Below are 13,483 nucleotides of genomic sequence, written 5' to 3'. Positions count from 1 at the left end.
CGTTTCAAGCTGGCACTCCTGCTAGGTGGAATTCCATAACCATTCGTTCATGTTTGCGTTTCAACGCTTCGTAAAGCTGTTTGAAGCAGCCGACAGTCCCCTTGACCCCTCTGCCCGCATCGTGATGCCCTTGGCCTCCTGTTCTCTGGCCTTCAAAGTTGCTCTGGCCTCATTGTTGTCCCTGAGCTCTCTGCCTGTTCAGGCGGAATGGCAGCCGATGCAGGAGCCGGCGGTTTGGCAATCGCGTCGCGGCGAGCTGCTGCCCGGCGACGGCTGGATCTTCATGGAGGCCCTCGACACCCCCGCGCTCAAGGCGGCTGAATACATCCGGGCCCCAAAAGCTGTTGACGGTGCCGTTGAGGTGGAGGCAGGCCTGTTAATCCAGCGCGCTGGCCAGGATCAGTGGCGCCAACGGGTTCTGCCGATGCGTGCCAACTGCTCCAAGGGGCAGCTTGAGCAACGCCGGGCCGATGGTTCCTGGACCGTCTACCCCGGACGCGATGGAACCGTGGTTAAGGTCCGCTGGATTTGCGCATTGCGATGAGTCGGCCTGCTTTTCGCTACGAAGAACCGGAACGCTTCGGCGAGTCGCTCACCACAGCACGTCCCTGGAACCGGTCTGCTCTGACCGAAGTGGAGCGTCTCAATGGCCGTGTAGCCATGCTCGGTTTCGCGGCTGCCGTGGTGCTTGAAAAGACCACAGGCTTGGGAATTGCGGGTCAGCTTGCTGCAGCCCTGCGCTGGTACCTGCAGCTGGGTTGATCGATGACGGTTGTTCCTGTTCTGAAGGACTCCCAACGCTTCAAGTTGGATGCCACGGATGACGCGATCTTCTACAGCGAGCCTCGTTTCGTTCACCACCTGGATGCGGGTTTTCGGGCTCGGCTGACCGCCCTCTACCGCGAGCGCATTCCGCCCTGTGCCCAGGTGCTGGATCTGATGAGCAGTTGGGTCAGCCATCTGCCGGAAGACGTCAGTTACGACAAGGTGATCGGCCATGGCCTCAATGCAGATGAGCTGAGCGCCAATCCCCGATTGGATCGGCACTGGGTTCAGAACCTCAACCGCGACCAAGCCCTCCCGGTTGAGGACGCTTCGATCGATGTCACCCTCATCGTGGCCGGTTGGCAGTACCTGCAACAGCCCGAGCTGATCGCCGCTGAGTTGTTGCGGATCACCCGGCCCCGGGGCCAGGTGATCGTGGCGTTTTCCAATCGAATGTTCTTCACCAAGGCTCCGCAGATCTGGACCGATGGTGATGACGGGGATCACCTGCGTTATGTCGCTGAGGTGTTGATGGCCCAGGGCTGGCCCCAGCCGGAGATTGTTGCCGAAGACACCCGCGCCGAGGGTGTGATGGGCTTGTTCGGTGGCAAGGGAGATCCTTTCTTTGCCGTTGTGGCGGAGAAACCTCTCCAGTGATTCCTCGTCTTTCCTTTGAATTCAAGGGATGGACGTTGGCCTCACTTGCGGCAGCGTGAGGCGAGAACCAGGATCTCCATGAGCTTTACCCTTCCGGGTCTTCTCCCCTGGCGCTTCAGGATCGTGTTGATCGGTCAGCAGGTTGTTCTCGAGGCTTCCTCTGAAGATCAACACCTGAGCATGGTTCTTGAGCCTGGCGGCAGTCGCATTCGGCGTGGCTACGACCTGATCAAGGCCCCGCAATGTGCGCTGATTCGGTGATCGGCACAGCTCGCCTCGCCCAGCCCGTCGTCATCTTCGGTGGCTTTCTGATCACGGAAGAGGCCTATCGCCCCCTCGCTGATTGGATTCATCAAGCCACCGGTGCTGCAGTTCGCATCGTGCCTGCGTCCAAATTGGATTGGCTGGCCACCAGCTGGGGCTTCGGTTGGGTCCGCCTGCTTGATCGCGTCGATACCGCTGTGCGCGAGCTTCAAAGCCAGTCGCCCACCGGGCGAGTCACCTTGATTGGTCACAGTTCCGGTGGGGTGATGTTGCGGCCTTATCTGGCCGATCAGGCCTTTCTGGGACGCCGTTTCAACGGCGCAGCCCGATGCAATCGCCTGATCACTCTCGGCAGTCCCCATCAGGCTCTGCGTGCCACACCGCTGCGGGCTCGCGTGGATCGTGAGTTTCCGGGTTGCCCTGAAGTCGATCGGGTGGATTACGTCGCGGTTGCGGGTCGGCTTGATCCTCAGGGAGCGAATGCATCAAGCTTCTCGAGGCGCAGCTCTGCCCGCAGCTATCGCCAGATCATGGGCGACCCGGATCTGGAGGGTGATGGCCTGGTGCCAATTTCATCAGCCCTGTTGCGGGATGCCCGTTGGATTGAGCTTGCCGATACGGCCCACGGGGGATTGTTCGGTCAAAGCTGGTACGGCTCCACCGATCGCATCGAGCGCTGGTGGTCGCTTTTGGGTGACTGAACCAGGCGATCAGTCATTGTGGCCTGCTTCGGCGATCAGCTTGTGCAGGAATCGAAAGGGTTTGGGGGTAAGGCCAGCTCGGCCAAACGCAAAACCAGCAAGAAGCGCAAGCCAGGCACGTCAAACCATCGCCGCGATCAATGTCCGATGGGGCGTGATCCTGGCCTGGAGGCGATTCAGGCCAGGCAATGCCTTGGCTTGCCGCTGACCGGTCGGCTGACCGTTGCCCAGGTGAAGCGGGTCCACAAACTTCTGGCTGTTCAACATCATCCGGACAAAGGGGGCGACCCTGAAGCGATGACGCGGTTCAACACAGCCCGCGATGTGCTGCTGGAGCCTGAGATGGAGATGCTTGCTGCCTGACGCCCTTTGAAGCGCGTCAGCTACCGCTGCTGCGACCCAGCACCAACCACGTGATCAGCATCAGACCACTGAGGCTGACCACGGTGTAAATCCAATCGGCGTATGGCGTCCAGAACAGTCCCGCAACGGGGGCTGTCATCGGTCCCAGACCAGCAGGAGCACCACAAACAACGCTCCGAACACAAGGAAGGGCGTGAGCAGCGTCAGCAGAGACTGTGTTTCGATCGTTCTGGTTGCAGCAGGCGGATCATCCGGCGGTCTGTTTTGATCTGTCAAATCTCCGTTATTGACTGAGATTGAGGCCAGAGCTCGCGGCCAATCAACCTTCACCGGGATCGAGCAGTGGGATGAACAACCGTCAGCGTCAACTCCTTATCGCTTTCTCGGCCTCGATGGGGCTTGGTTTGCTTGGCGGCTTGGCGTTCAACGTCACGTCTCAACTGATCCGGCCGGGCCTGGGTCCGGCATCACCAGAAGGGCCTGTACCTCAAGGTCCTGCGTTGCCTCAGCAGAACACAGGTTCATCCGATCCTGGCTGTTTCGTTCCTCCTGGAGGCGGCCCGCCTGTCACGAAGAACTTCCAGCCCTGTTGATTGCATTGTCGGTAAAGGTTTTTAGGCAAAGTCTTCAAAAGAAAAAATAAAGAAGTGCCATATTGATACCTAAAATTGTTTCGATTGTTCGCTCCTATACCGAAACCCAAGGCTTCCTGAGGTGATTGTCTGGATCTCTTCCAGTCCACGCATGAACAGCGATCAGCGTCTCAGCTATCTGCACTTGATGAACAAAGCTGCTGAATCTGAAGACAGGCAAAGCTATTTCTATTACCTCAAGCTGGCTGAACAAACACTGCAACGCCAGGATCCCGACGAGCTCTGGAAGCCTGCAGCTTGATTCAGCGAATTATGTTGGCCTTGAAAAAACCGAATCCAAGGCCAAAGGATGAGGATTGATCGCGATGCAGCGTGACTGAAACATCGAAATCGAGCAGATCTGACTGTTCGATGTCCTCACGCTTCAAGTTGTAAGCGTTGTCAGCTTCAAAGCGATCGAGGATTGCATCGCGATGGGTCTCCAGATAATCCACCACCTGCTTCAGCACATGGTCGCGCCAGGCTTCGGCTGCGTCTTTGCTGACTCGATCAGACATGGTGGATTGATCTGTTGTCTACAGATTGAACCCGAAACCGCCACTGACCCGGTTGCCGTGGTGATACGGGTGAACCGGAACCATCCATGGGGTCGGTAAACCCATGGGGCCGTACACCGGGGAATAACTGCGGTAGATCGGACGAACGTGGCGGCGACGGGTGTTCTCGATCGCATTTCTGTAGCCCCTCCTGTAGCCCTTGTCGTAGGCCTTTTGCTTCTTATGGGAGTGGCGATTGTGGTGGTGGTGATCGCGATGGGCTTCAGCTGCAGGACTCAGGCTGATTCCGGTGACCCCCACGAGAAGCATGGCGGTGCCGAGACGTTGAACAAGCGTCATGGTTGAGCGACGGACTGAAAAAAACGTATTGCGGCTCGACCTGCAAACCATTTCAGCTTTCCGGCCAAGTGTGACTGGATGCTGCTTTGGGCCGTGATTGCCTATTCGGTGTCTGTGCGTTGTTCCAGTACGAATCGCAACGCCCACAGTCCGGCATAGGAGCCCGTCAGAACGAGGAGGATCAGGATCAGCACGACACATCCTCAACGTGGGTGTTTGTTGTAGCTGACCTGTGTTTGTTCTGTGGTCAGATCGTCCAGTAGCCGTACCAATCGGGATGGGCTGGGGCGTCGTCGACTTGGGGATCCGCGATCAGTCTCAAATGCCATTGGCCGTTGCCGTGAATCGGCAGCAGATCATCGAGCGCGCTGTCCATTTCGACAGGGTGAAGGTCATCCTTGTGGACTTGCTCCTGTCCTTGCAGCCAACGCTGGCGTGCAAGTGCTTTTGCAGCGGCTGAAGATCGGGCCACGATCACCCCAAAGGCGTGCTGTTCCGCCATTGACGTGGGGTCATAGGCGCCAAGGTTGACGAACCACAGCTGCTGACCATCAGCACTGGCTCGATCCTGCGCTTGCTCAACAACCTCAACGCGATGGCCATCGACATGGTCGATGCAGCGATAGCTGTCGATGTGCAAGCCACGGCGAAGCCCGATCCATTCCTGCCGCAGGGCCGGCAGCGTGGTCTCAATGGTCTCCCCCACCACCCAGCGCACATCGTGCTGCTCGACATGGCAGCCCTTGCAACGCCCGCCCAGCACCACCAGGAACAGCTTCTTTGCGCTGCTCATCGCTGGGCCGTTGATGGGTCGTCGGTATGGGCGACGACGGCACGGCAGTGGGCGATGAACTCCTCGGCGTCCCTCTCTCCTTTGGCTTCTTTGGTCTGCAGGCTGAGAATCTCAAAGGTCGCGGTGCTGCTGCTGCTCACCGGGGAGACGGTCGGACTGCGGCTTCCATCATGGAGGCGGTTGTCCAACGGCAGTCCGTCGAAGGGATCCGTGCCGTCGCAACGCTGAAAGGCTGAGTGAATGGCATCGATGGCCTCCCTCACCTGGTACGTGGCTCCTCGTTTTCTGGCGCGCTTGGTGATCGTTACCGCAGTGCGGTTCAGCAGCCGTTTGTAGCTCTCGGCATCGATGTCCAGCCAGCTGGGGGGGCTCACCGACAACGGATTGCGTCCCATGCACCCCTCGGTGGCTCCAGGTGTTCAGACTTTTTCGAGCCAGGCCAGGAATAACCGGCGGATTTCCTCTGCGTTCGTGACCCGCTCGCTCAGGGATGCCGTCACGGCACCGGGGTGCTCGCGCTGCACGATTTGCTCAGCCTCATAGGCGTCCGCTGCCTCAACAGGCATGAAGCCGGCGTCAACGGACGCTGGAGAGCAATAAAAGATGGGGTAACGGCTCATCGAGGTGCTGCAACCTCCAACCGATAGCAACGAACAAGTGATCGAGGGAATGGTTGCCGAGGGCTCTAACCCTCATCTGTTGGGTTCAGGGTTTTTCCTTAAGTCCTGAGCCTCAACGGCCAACGATTCATACCTTTAGTCGTACTTGCTAAGGCACCTTGGCGTTTGATTCTGGAGATAAGACAGACCGATTCATTGCCGCAGCCAAGTCACGGGCGGAAGCTGCACTGAATGAGCCGGCACCAAAACTGACGGCCTTGGAAAGGGGCATGTTGGAGTCGCTGAGACAGGGCGGAAGGCCGGTACGTCACGGTTGATCTCAGCGCATCAGCAGCCAAACGGCCAAGGCACCACAACCAAACCCCTTGATGAACTGGGCCCAGGTGAGGCCGTAGGTATCGAGCGAAAGCGTTCTCATCATCAGATTCAGAACCTCCTTGTGTTTCCGAATCAAAGGCGAGCTGTTTGCCGTATTGAGCTGTGGAATCTGTTTGAGCTTGATCTCCCCGAGCTTGGCCAACGTTGCTAATCCCTTCCGCTGTTGAACCTTAAGGGCACTGCAGTGGAAAGCGATCTCAACCCTCTTTGCGGATGGCTTCCTCCTTCATCCGCTGAACCCGCTCCAAAACGGATTCATTGCTCATCCTGTTGTTGAGCCGCTCCACCAGCAGTGGAAAGGCCAGCGGGCTGGGCCGCGGGGTTTCAACGTGCAGCCATTCCTGGCTTGCAGCGCGCTCCAAGGCCGCCTCCAGGCGTGAGATCTCCAACTGGTCATCGAGCACCTCCTGCTGCGCTTGCAGCAGCAAGCGGTTGTTCGACTCATGGCGGCTGAACACATCGAACAGCAGCGATGCACTGATCTGAAGCTGACCGGTGCTTTTGCTCGATCCAGGGAATCCCCGATTCATCAGACCAGCGATCTGGGCGATGGCGCGGAAGCGTCGCCGTTGCAGCTCGGAAAGATTCAGTGCGTTCTTGAGATCCCGCTCCAGCTTTTGGCGATCGAGCAGCAGGTCGATGTGGTCCTCCAGCAACTCCGCAATGGGGTAGCTCTTCGGCGCCAACAGCTCAAAGCCGTAGTCGTTAACCGACACCGTGATCGTGCCCCGCTCCAGACGGGTGAGCCGCGACGCCCAGAGGAAGCCGATGCCCTCATGCACGAACCGTCCTTCAAAGGGGTAGGCATACAGATGTGTGCCTTCCCGGGTGCGACAGGTCTCAATCAGCAGCTGTCCCACCGTCGGCAACACCGAGATGTCCTGTTGCCGATCAAACAGGGGCTTCAGAGCCTGCAGTTCAGCGTTGTCGAGATCACCACGGCTGGCGCGGTCCACCTCAAGACGCAGGTGATGGGTCAGCAGATCGGAGAGGGCCATCTGTCCCCCAGCCCAGGCAGGCACCGTGCGCGTTTTCTTGGTGCTCACCTTCACGTAGGCGGTCATGTCGCGCAGCCGCACGAATTCCAGCTGGCGGCCTGAGAAGAAGAACACATCCTTCGGCTTCAGCTGGCTGATGAAGGTCTCCTCCACATGGCCGAGCACAGCACCACGCACAAAGCGCACGGTGATCGCTGGTGCGGCTGTGATCGTTCCAACGTTGAGACGGTGCAGCCGGGCGATGGCTTTTTCACGAACCCGGTAGCGCTGGCTTGTCTCCTCCCATTCGAGCTTGCGGTAGCGGGGATAGGCCCCGAGGCACTCTCCGCCCTGCTCCAGAAACAGCATGCACCAGTCCCAATCCTCCTGGCTCAGCTCGGCGTAGGCCGCACAGCTGCGCACGGCCTGCAAGGTCTGCTCCGGATGGAAGCCGGGGCCGCAGGCCAACCCCGTGAGGTGCTGCAGCAGCACATCCAGAGGGGCTTTCGGCGGCTTGCGTTGTTCCACCAGACCCTCCGCCAGTCCCCGACGCACAGCACTGAGCTCGAGCAGTTCGAGCGCATTGGTGGGCATGAACAGCACCTGGGATGTGCCGCCGGGCAAGTGCGCTGACCGCCCCGCCCGCTGCAGCAGCCGGGCCAGATTCTTCGGGCTTCCGATCTGCACCACCTGTTCCACGGGTTGGAAGTCCACCCCGAGGTCCAGGGAGCTGGTGCACACCACCCAACGAATGCCGCCGGCCTTCACGGAGGCTTCGATGGCTTCCCGCTCGCTGCGATCTATGGCGCTGTGGTGCAGGGCCAATCCCTCCTCCATTTCCGGGCAGGCGAAGCGCAGACACTGGTGCCAACGCTCCGACTGATTGCGGGTGTTGGTGAACAGCAAGGTGCTGATCCCGGGATTGAGGCGGGCCACCAGCTCCTCGTACATCCGCAACCCGAGGTGTCCGGCCCAGGGGAAGCCATCGATTGTCTCCGGAAGAATGCTCTGAATCTCCGTGCTCCGGGCAGGAGCGCCTCCGATCAACTGTGGTTCCCCTGCCGTTCCCAGGGCATGGCGCGCTGCCTGCTCGAGGTTGCCGATGGTGGCACTGATGGCCCAGGTCTGGAGCTGGGGGCGCAGCTGGCGCAACCAGCTCAGGCACAGCTCCGTCTGGCTGCCCCGTTTGCTGCCCATCAACTCGTGCCATTCATCGAGGATCACCGTTTCGAGTTGGCCAAACAGCTCTTCGGCCTTGGCGTTGCTGAGCAGCAGGGCGAGGGACTCCGGAGTCGTCACCAGAACCTGTGGTGGTGCCTTGAGCTGTTTGGTGCGTTCGCTGCTGCTGCTGTCGCCATTGCGGATGCCCACCCGAATCGGCCAGCCCATCGCCTCGATCGGTTCGCGGATCGCCAGCGACAAGTCGCGGCTGAGGGCCCGCAAGGGTGTGATGTAGAGCAGACGTATTCCCTTCAACGGCTGCTCCTCCGCCAACATCCGCGCGATCGGTCCCATCACGGCGGCGAAGGTTTTGCCAGACCCGGTGGGCACTTGGATCAATCCATTCCGTCCCGCCAGATAGGCGTTCCAGGTCTCCTGCTGAAACGGCAGCGGAGTCCAGTTTCTCTGCGCGAACCAGGCATGAATCGGGTTCAAGCGAGGGTCGTCGGTTGGTGGTTTGGCCTTGGCCTTCGCTTTTGACGTCTTTATTGAAGCTGCCATCAGCGGTTCTCGATCAATGCCATCGCGGTCTGGAGTGAATCAGCTTCATTGGCGGGTTTGTCGCGTCGCCAGCGCAGGATGCGCGGGAAACGCACGGCGATGCCGGATTTATGGCGTTTTGAGGGGTGGATGCCCTCAAAGCCGATTTCAAACACCAGCTCGGATTTCAGGGACCGTGCCGGCCCGAAGCGCTGCAGGGTGTTGCGCCGGATCCAGCGGTCAAGCTCGAGGATTTCGGCATCGTTGAGGCCGGAATAGGCCTTGGCAAAGGTCACCAACTGCGGCTCTTCAGCGTTGGTCCAGAGGCCGAAGGTGTAATCGGTGAACAGGTTGGCGCGACGCCCACTGCCGGCCTGGGCATAGAGGAGCACCGCATCCAGGGTCATCGGCTCCAGCTTGTGTTTCCACCAGTTGCCGCGTTTTCGGCCGCTCAGGTAGGGCGAATCCCCCTGTTTGAGCATCAGCCCTTCGGCGTTGTGTTCACGGGCCTGGTTGCGCTGTGTTTCCAGCTCCTTCCAGGAGTCGATCGACCAGAACGGGCTCTGCTTCAAGCGCCATGCCTCGGGATGCTCGATGCTGCCCAGCAGAGCAGCCAGCTGCTGCTGGCGCTGCCGCAATCCCTGCTGGCGGATGTCGACGCCCTGATGTTCCAGCAGGTCGTAGGCGATGAACCGCATTGGGCAGTCGCGTTTCAACGTTGCTCCAACGGTTTTTCGGCCCAGCCGTCGTTGCAGCTGGTCAAAGCCAAGCGGTGCGGCCGCGTCCTGTTGCCAGCAGATCAGCTCGCCATCAAGAACGCTGCCGGATGGCAAGGCCTTGGCCACCTCCACAAGCTCAGGGAAGCTCTCGTTGACCAGCTCTTCACCACGGCTCCAGAGGTAGACGCCGGCCCCGCGGTGAATCAGCTGACCGCGGATTCCATCCCATTTCCATTCCAGTTGCCAATCGCTCGCCGATGTCTCCAGCAGTCGTTCGGGTTCCAGGGGACTGGCGAGATAGAAGGGGTAGGGGGTGCCGCTGGAACGGTGTTCATCCGCCGTCGCGCAGGCGGTGAGTTGCCTGAAGCGCTCGGCGGAGGGCTCAAAGCCGCCCATCAGCCGTTGCACCACGAGGCTTTCCTCGAGATCAAACGCTTCGGCGATGGCCCGGCTGATCAGGCCCGTCGACACGCCGACGCGGAATCCCCCCGTAAGCAACTTGTTGACGATGAAGTGCTGGTCGAGCGGGGTTCGGTGCCAGAGCCAGATCACGGCATTGGCCTGATCCTCGTCGCTTCTGGTGCTGATGGCCGGCAGCAGGGTGTCCATCCACCAGCGCAGGGGCATGTCTCCTTCACCGCTGGGCAGATCCGGATCGCTTGCTTCAATGCGGTCTTGCACGGCGGGCCAGAGCAGGCTGATGGTTTCGGCTGAGTCGCCCACCTGGCCGTAGCAGTCGTCGATCAGCCAATCCGGAAGACCACCGCGGTCCCGCAGGATGTCGCGCAGTCGGCGACCGGTGATCAAGCGGCGTCGTCGTTTGCCCAACAGCAGCGTCAACGCCCAAGCCGCTTCCCCTGGATCGACCCCCTGAAAGTGATCCACCAGCGCCTGCACCTTGGCCTTGGTGCCTGTGACCTGATCCAGCTGATTGAACAGGTCCTGAAAGGCCCGCATGCGCGTTTGAACGGGATGGTTGAAATGCCACGCCATCCTGACAAGACATTTTGTGAGAGGTGCTGGAAATCAGGCTGAGACCTGTGTTGATGTGAGCGACAGCTTCCTGAATCAGCCGGATGGCACTCCTCTGGGACAACCTGGCGCAACAACTCAGCAGCGTGCGCGCTGCTGGCTCAGCCACGGCCGTCATGACCCCCGTGGCTGGCTCTGGAACGTCGGATGATCCATCCGATCGCCGTCGTCGTCTTCAGAAGGCGCTTGAGGCCGTTAAAGACAGCGGCAACGCCATGATGATCGAGTCGCTCACGGCCGCGATCGAAGGTCGCGAGGCGAATCTCAACCTCCCGGAGCTGCCGGACGGCATCGCCAAGTTTTAGTCCGCTTCCCCTCCGAACAGGGTCTCCAGCGGCTCCGCATCTACACCCTCCACCTCCCGCAGGTAACGGGCCAGAACGTCGCTTTGGCCATGGGTGACGTACACCTTGCGGGCGCCGCTGTCCCGAACGGTCTGGATCAGTCCAGGCCAGTCGGCATGATCACTGAGCACGAACCCCCGCTCATAGCCCCGCCGTCGCCGTGCTCCGCGGACGGCCATCCAGCCGGAGGCAAAGGCGGTTTGTGGTGATTTGAAGCGGCGCATCCAGCTGGAGCGATGGGCTGATGGTGGCGCCAAAATCAACCGGCCGTTGAGCGGATCCTTGCGAGGAAGTTCACTGACGGGGCGGCTAAGGGGCATGGGAATCCCCGCATCCCGGTAGTGACGGGTCACGGTTTCCACGGCGCCGTGCAACAGCACTTCTTCCTCCACGCCAATGGCCTTTAATTCGGCCAGCAACCGTTGGGCTTTGCCGAAGGCGTAGCAGAACAGCAGTGACGGCCTGCTGCGATCACGGCTCCACCAGGCATGGATGTCCTGGGCTACCTGCGCCCCGCTCTGCCAGCGATAGATCGGCATCCCGAAGGTGGCTTCGGTGATCAGCACATCGCAGCGCACCGGTTCAAAGGGTTCGCAGCTGGGGTCGTCATCCCGTTTGTAATCACCGCTGACCACCCACACCTCACCCTGCGATTCCAGGCGGATCTGCGCTGAACCAAGCACGTGCCCGGCGCTGTGAAACGACACCTTGCATTGCCCTAGCCAGTGTTCTTCTCCGTAGGCCACCGGGTGAAGCGTGATGTCCTCACCGAGTCTCTGGCGCAGTACCCCTTCACTGGAGGCCACAGCCCAGTACTCCCCGCATCCGGGTCGGGCGTGGTCGGCATGGGCGTGGGTGATCAGAGCCCGGGGAACTGGACGCCAAGGGTCGACCCAGGCCTTTGCGGCTCGGCAATACAACCCTTCGGGCGTGTGTTCGATCAAGCTCCGCTGCTGATCGCTGCAGACAGTCTGAAAGCCCCGTAACTTGAACGCGTTTGCCCCGCTTGCGATGAAGCTTCTCGCTGCTGCTCTGTTTGTTTCAGCTCTGGCTGTGCCCAGTTCCGCTTTGGCTCAGAAAAAGATTCCCAAGGCACAAGGCCATAACCAATGCCCCCTGGGTTATGTCAACACGCTTGGCACCACCTGCACGTCTCCCATCTATTACGAGATGAGGCCCACCAACGGTGAAGCCTGCCCCTCCGGCTGGATGAATGTTGGCGCTGGCTACTGCCGCAAGAAGTAATCAGTTCTTCTGTTTTGGCCTCAGGCCACTCCAGCGCTCGAGGGTGTTGATCGATTGAACACCCTCCAGCCGCGTTGAACCGGGTCGTGTCCATGTGGGGATGGAGCGAATGTTTTCACCCCTGCATTGGCTGAGCTGGTCGGGATATTTGTCGGGCAGACCGCATTCCACGTAGTTCAGTTTGCGTCCGGCCTGTTTGCCGAAGAGTTTCATCTGCTCTTTGCAGGCGGGGCACCAATGGGCCCCAAAAAACCTGGCATCCAGCGTATTGAGTTGGTCGGCCAACTTGATCGTTTGTGCTGTGGATTCCGTTGCAGGTTCAGGGATGGGTTGGTTCCAGGGTTGCGCAGCTGCTGTGGTGCACGTTGTCCCCGTCATCGCTGCCATCAAGATCAGAATCCTGATGCCCTTGGGCTGGGTCACAGGTGCCATGCATTGCGTGGGGTGAATTGTCGAAAAGTTATTCGCATCAGATCGCTTCCTCTGAGCCGTTGGCCCGTCACCGGCTCATTTCGAGCATGCGCTGCATGGGTTTCATGGCCTTCAGGCGCATCGATTCATCCATCTCGATCGCAGGCGTGAGGGTCTCCAGGCATGCCTTCAGTTTCTCCAGGGTGTTGAGCCGCATGTAGGGGCATGCATTGCAGCTGCATCCATCGATTCCTGGCACGTCGAACAAAGTTTTCTCAGGGACCCGTTGCTGCATCTGGTGCAGGATCCCTGGTTCCGTCAGAACGATGAAGCTGTTGCAGGAGCTCTGTTCGGCGTAATTCAACAGCTTGCTGGTGGATCCAATGAAATCCGCCAGGTCCAGCAGGTTCTGCTGGCATTCGGGGTGCGCGATGACTTCAGCCGAAGGATGTTCGTGCTTGAGAGCTAGCACCGCTTCTTCGCTGAAGGTCTCATGAACGATGCAGCGTCCCGGCCAGAGGGTCAGCTCGCGACCGCTCTGTTGTTGAACCCAGCGCCCCAGGTTTTGATCGGGGGCGAACAGAACGGGCTGATCGGCAGGCAGCTGGTTCACCAGATCAACGGCATTGCTGCTGGTGCAGATCAGATCGCTTTGCGCCTTCACCGCTGCTGTGCAGTTGATGTAACTCACCACGAAGTGGTCGGGGTGTTCTGCACGAAAGCGGGCGAACTCATCGGCGGGACAGTCGTCCGCCAGGGAGCACCCGGCCTCTAAATCCGGCAGCACCACTGTCTTTCCCGGGCTAAGAATCTTGGCGGTCTCTGCCATGAAGTGCACGCCGCAGAACACGATCACGTCTGCATCGGTGCTGGCGGCCTGGCGCGACAGCTCGAGGGAGTCACCTACAAAATCGGCGATGTCCTGAATCTCCGGTTCCTGGTAGTAGTGCGCCAGGATCACGGCATTGCGGTCCTTGCGAAGCCGGTTGATCGCCGCAACAAGGGCGGTGTCAGCGCTCATCAG

The 13,483-nt window shown here is 60.0% G+C and carries 20 protein-coding genes; 9 read left to right on the top strand and 11 right to left on the bottom strand.

The genetic code is table 11. From position 1 onward, the window contains the following. Positions 1 to 49 precede the first annotated feature (49 nt). The 6 genes from Q3Y53_RS04930 to Q3Y53_RS04905 all read left to right on the top strand — a co-directional run bounded on the left by Q3Y53_RS04930 (position 50) and on the right by Q3Y53_RS04905 (position 2,750). Positions 50 to 544, top strand: a complete 495-nt coding sequence (locus Q3Y53_RS04930; protein ID WP_303533541.1) for a hypothetical protein — start codon at positions 50 to 52, stop codon at positions 542 to 544. Beyond that, entirely contained in the window at positions 541 to 762 is a 222-nt protein-coding gene (locus Q3Y53_RS04925) for a chlorophyll a/b-binding protein (RefSeq protein ID WP_226423792.1), read from the top strand. Before Q3Y53_RS04930 ends, Q3Y53_RS04925 begins: the two co-directional genes overlap by 4 nt. Before the next feature lie 3 nt (positions 763 to 765). Further along, a complete protein-coding gene (locus tag Q3Y53_RS04920) occupies positions 766 to 1,422 on the top strand; it encodes a methyltransferase domain-containing protein (RefSeq protein WP_303533537.1) in 657 nt (218 codons plus the stop codon). Between the two features lie 78 nt (positions 1,423 to 1,500). After that, positions 1,501 to 1,683, top strand: coding sequence for a hypothetical protein (locus tag Q3Y53_RS04915; RefSeq protein WP_226423794.1), 183 nt, complete (start codon positions 1,501 to 1,503; stop codon positions 1,681 to 1,683). Further along, positions 1,665 to 2,387 carry a triacylglycerol lipase gene (locus tag Q3Y53_RS04910; protein WP_226423795.1) on the top strand — a complete coding sequence of 241 codons (723 nt, stop codon included), beginning with the start codon at positions 1,665 to 1,667 and terminating at the stop codon, positions 2,385 to 2,387. The genes Q3Y53_RS04915 and Q3Y53_RS04910 overlap by 19 nt, the downstream gene beginning before the upstream one ends. Before the next feature lie 18 nt (positions 2,388 to 2,405). Then, the gene (locus Q3Y53_RS04905) at positions 2,406 to 2,750 is read left to right on the top strand and encodes a molecular chaperone DnaJ (RefSeq protein WP_226423796.1); all 345 of its coding nucleotides are present in this window, start codon (positions 2,406 to 2,408) and stop codon (positions 2,748 to 2,750) included. Positions 2,751 to 2,766: 16 nt separating this feature from the next. Here the strand turns inward: Q3Y53_RS04905 and Q3Y53_RS04900 are convergent, their stop codons facing one another. After that, entirely contained in the window at positions 2,767 to 2,889 is a 123-nt protein-coding gene (locus tag Q3Y53_RS04900) for a hypothetical protein (protein WP_006849913.1), read from the bottom strand. Between the two features lie 605 nt (positions 2,890 to 3,494). On the opposite strand from Q3Y53_RS04900, the gene Q3Y53_RS04895 reads away from it, so the two are divergent. After that, the gene (locus Q3Y53_RS04895; RefSeq protein ID WP_226423797.1) at positions 3,495 to 3,644 is read left to right on the top strand and encodes a hypothetical protein; all 150 of its coding nucleotides are present in this window, start codon (positions 3,495 to 3,497) and stop codon (positions 3,642 to 3,644) included. A gap of 1 nt (position 3,645) precedes the next feature. On the opposite strand, the gene Q3Y53_RS04890 is transcribed toward Q3Y53_RS04895, so the two are convergent. From Q3Y53_RS04890 to Q3Y53_RS04860, 7 genes are all read right to left on the bottom strand, one after another. After that, a complete protein-coding gene (locus tag Q3Y53_RS04890) occupies positions 3,646 to 3,900 on the bottom strand; it encodes a hypothetical protein (RefSeq protein WP_226423798.1) in 255 nt (84 codons plus the stop codon). A gap of 18 nt (positions 3,901 to 3,918) precedes the next feature. Continuing rightward, positions 3,919 to 4,239 (bottom strand): hypothetical protein, encoded by a 321-nt coding sequence (locus tag Q3Y53_RS04885; RefSeq protein WP_226423799.1) that lies wholly within the window; start codon positions 4,237 to 4,239, stop codon positions 3,919 to 3,921. 247 nt (positions 4,240 to 4,486) lie between these two features. Beyond that, positions 4,487 to 5,032, bottom strand: a complete 546-nt coding sequence (locus tag Q3Y53_RS04880; protein ID WP_303533524.1) for a DUF1543 domain-containing protein — start codon at positions 5,030 to 5,032, stop codon at positions 4,487 to 4,489. Continuing rightward, positions 5,029 to 5,427 carry a hypothetical protein gene (locus tag Q3Y53_RS04875; protein WP_303533521.1) on the bottom strand — a complete coding sequence of 133 codons (399 nt, stop codon included), beginning with the start codon at positions 5,425 to 5,427 and terminating at the stop codon, positions 5,029 to 5,031. The genes Q3Y53_RS04880 and Q3Y53_RS04875 overlap by 4 nt, the downstream gene beginning before the upstream one ends. 24 nt (positions 5,428 to 5,451) lie before the next feature. After that, positions 5,452 to 5,652: a hypothetical protein gene (locus Q3Y53_RS04870; protein WP_303533518.1), complete on the bottom strand. Its 201-nt coding sequence runs from the start codon at positions 5,650 to 5,652 to the stop codon at positions 5,452 to 5,454. Positions 5,653 to 6,227: 575 nt separating this feature from the next. Then, the gene (locus Q3Y53_RS04865) at positions 6,228 to 8,729 is read right to left on the bottom strand and encodes a ligase-associated DNA damage response DEXH box helicase (RefSeq protein WP_303533515.1); all 2,502 of its coding nucleotides are present in this window, start codon (positions 8,727 to 8,729) and stop codon (positions 6,228 to 6,230) included. Next, the gene (locus tag Q3Y53_RS04860) at positions 8,729 to 10,384 is read right to left on the bottom strand and encodes an ATP-dependent DNA ligase (RefSeq protein WP_303533512.1); all 1,656 of its coding nucleotides are present in this window, start codon (positions 10,382 to 10,384) and stop codon (positions 8,729 to 8,731) included. Before Q3Y53_RS04860 ends, Q3Y53_RS04865 begins: the two co-directional genes overlap by 1 nt. A 119-nt stretch (positions 10,385 to 10,503) precedes the next feature. On the opposite strand from Q3Y53_RS04860, the gene Q3Y53_RS04855 reads away from it, so the two are divergent. Further along, positions 10,504 to 10,764 carry a hypothetical protein gene (locus Q3Y53_RS04855; protein ID WP_303533509.1) on the top strand — a complete coding sequence of 87 codons (261 nt, stop codon included), beginning with the start codon at positions 10,504 to 10,506 and terminating at the stop codon, positions 10,762 to 10,764. Here the strand turns inward: Q3Y53_RS04855 and Q3Y53_RS04850 are convergent. Further along, positions 10,761 to 11,747, bottom strand: a complete 987-nt coding sequence (locus Q3Y53_RS04850; protein ID WP_303533506.1) for a ligase-associated DNA damage response exonuclease — start codon at positions 11,745 to 11,747, stop codon at positions 10,761 to 10,763. The genes Q3Y53_RS04855 and Q3Y53_RS04850 overlap by 4 nt on opposite strands. Positions 11,748 to 11,814: 67 nt before the next feature. Between Q3Y53_RS04850 and Q3Y53_RS04845 the strand changes: the two genes are divergently transcribed. Then, the gene (locus Q3Y53_RS04845; protein ID WP_226423807.1) at positions 11,815 to 12,048 is read left to right on the top strand and encodes a hypothetical protein; all 234 of its coding nucleotides are present in this window, start codon (positions 11,815 to 11,817) and stop codon (positions 12,046 to 12,048) included. Here Q3Y53_RS04845 and Q3Y53_RS04840 read toward each other — a convergent pair whose 3' ends face one another. Together Q3Y53_RS04840 and nadA are read right to left on the bottom strand one after the other, a co-directional pair. Then, positions 12,049 to 12,480 (bottom strand): thioredoxin family protein, encoded by a 432-nt coding sequence (locus tag Q3Y53_RS04840; protein WP_226423808.1) that lies wholly within the window; start codon positions 12,478 to 12,480, stop codon positions 12,049 to 12,051. A gap of 67 nt (positions 12,481 to 12,547) precedes the next feature. Beyond that, a complete protein-coding gene (gene nadA / locus Q3Y53_RS04835; RefSeq protein ID WP_303533502.1) occupies positions 12,548 to 13,480 on the bottom strand; it encodes a quinolinate synthase NadA in 933 nt (310 codons plus the stop codon). Between the last annotated feature and the right edge of the window lie 3 nt (positions 13,481 to 13,483).

The organism is Synechococcus sp. YX-04-1 (assembly GCF_030546365.1).
In the GTDB taxonomy this organism is placed as follows: domain Bacteria; phylum Cyanobacteriota; class Cyanobacteriia; order PCC-6307; family Cyanobiaceae; genus Parasynechococcus.
The sequence above is the reverse complement of the archived record's forward strand: the minus strand, read 5'-3'. Positions and strand labels throughout refer to the sequence as shown.

Coding starts and splice junctions, on each gene's coding strand:
- Q3Y53_RS04930 (WP_303533541.1), top strand. CDS start 50: ATGTTTGCGTTTCAACGCTTCGTAAAGCTGTTTGAAGCAGCCGACAGT.
- Q3Y53_RS04925 (WP_226423792.1), top strand. CDS start 541: ATGAGTCGGCCTGCTTTTCGCTACGAAGAACCGGAACGCTTCGGCGAG.
- Q3Y53_RS04920 (WP_303533537.1), top strand. CDS start 766: ATGACGGTTGTTCCTGTTCTGAAGGACTCCCAACGCTTCAAGTTGGAT.
- Q3Y53_RS04915 (WP_226423794.1), top strand. CDS start 1,501: ATGAGCTTTACCCTTCCGGGTCTTCTCCCCTGGCGCTTCAGGATCGTG.
- Q3Y53_RS04910 (WP_226423795.1), top strand. CDS start 1,665: ATGTGCGCTGATTCGGTGATCGGCACAGCTCGCCTCGCCCAGCCCGTC.
- Q3Y53_RS04900 (WP_006849913.1), bottom strand. CDS start 2,889: ATGACAGCCCCCGTTGCGGGACTGTTCTGGACGCCATACGCCGATTGG.
- Q3Y53_RS04895 (WP_226423797.1), top strand. CDS start 3,495: ATGAACAGCGATCAGCGTCTCAGCTATCTGCACTTGATGAACAAAGCT.
- Q3Y53_RS04890 (WP_226423798.1), bottom strand. CDS start 3,900: ATGTCTGATCGAGTCAGCAAAGACGCAGCCGAAGCCTGGCGCGACCAT.
- Q3Y53_RS04885 (WP_226423799.1), bottom strand. CDS start 4,239: ATGACGCTTGTTCAACGTCTCGGCACCGCCATGCTTCTCGTGGGGGTC.
- Q3Y53_RS04880 (WP_303533524.1), bottom strand. CDS start 5,032: ATGAGCAGCGCAAAGAAGCTGTTCCTGGTGGTGCTGGGCGGGCGTTGC.
- Q3Y53_RS04875 (WP_303533521.1), bottom strand. CDS start 5,427: ATGGGACGCAATCCGTTGTCGGTGAGCCCCCCCAGCTGGCTGGACATC.
- Q3Y53_RS04870 (WP_303533518.1), bottom strand. CDS start 5,652: ATGAGCCGTTACCCCATCTTTTATTGCTCTCCAGCGTCCGTTGACGCC.
- Q3Y53_RS04865 (WP_303533515.1), bottom strand. CDS start 8,729: ATGGCAGCTTCAATAAAGACGTCAAAAGCGAAGGCCAAGGCCAAACCA.
- Q3Y53_RS04860 (WP_303533512.1), bottom strand. CDS start 10,384: ATGCGGGCCTTTCAGGACCTGTTCAATCAGCTGGATCAGGTCACAGGC.
- Q3Y53_RS04855 (WP_303533509.1), top strand. CDS start 10,504: ATGGCACTCCTCTGGGACAACCTGGCGCAACAACTCAGCAGCGTGCGC.
- Q3Y53_RS04845 (WP_226423807.1), top strand. CDS start 11,815: ATGAAGCTTCTCGCTGCTGCTCTGTTTGTTTCAGCTCTGGCTGTGCCC.
- Q3Y53_RS04840 (WP_226423808.1), bottom strand. CDS start 12,480: ATGGCACCTGTGACCCAGCCCAAGGGCATCAGGATTCTGATCTTGATG.
- nadA (WP_303533502.1), bottom strand. CDS start 13,480: ATGAGCGCTGACACCGCCCTTGTTGCGGCGATCAACCGGCTTCGCAAG.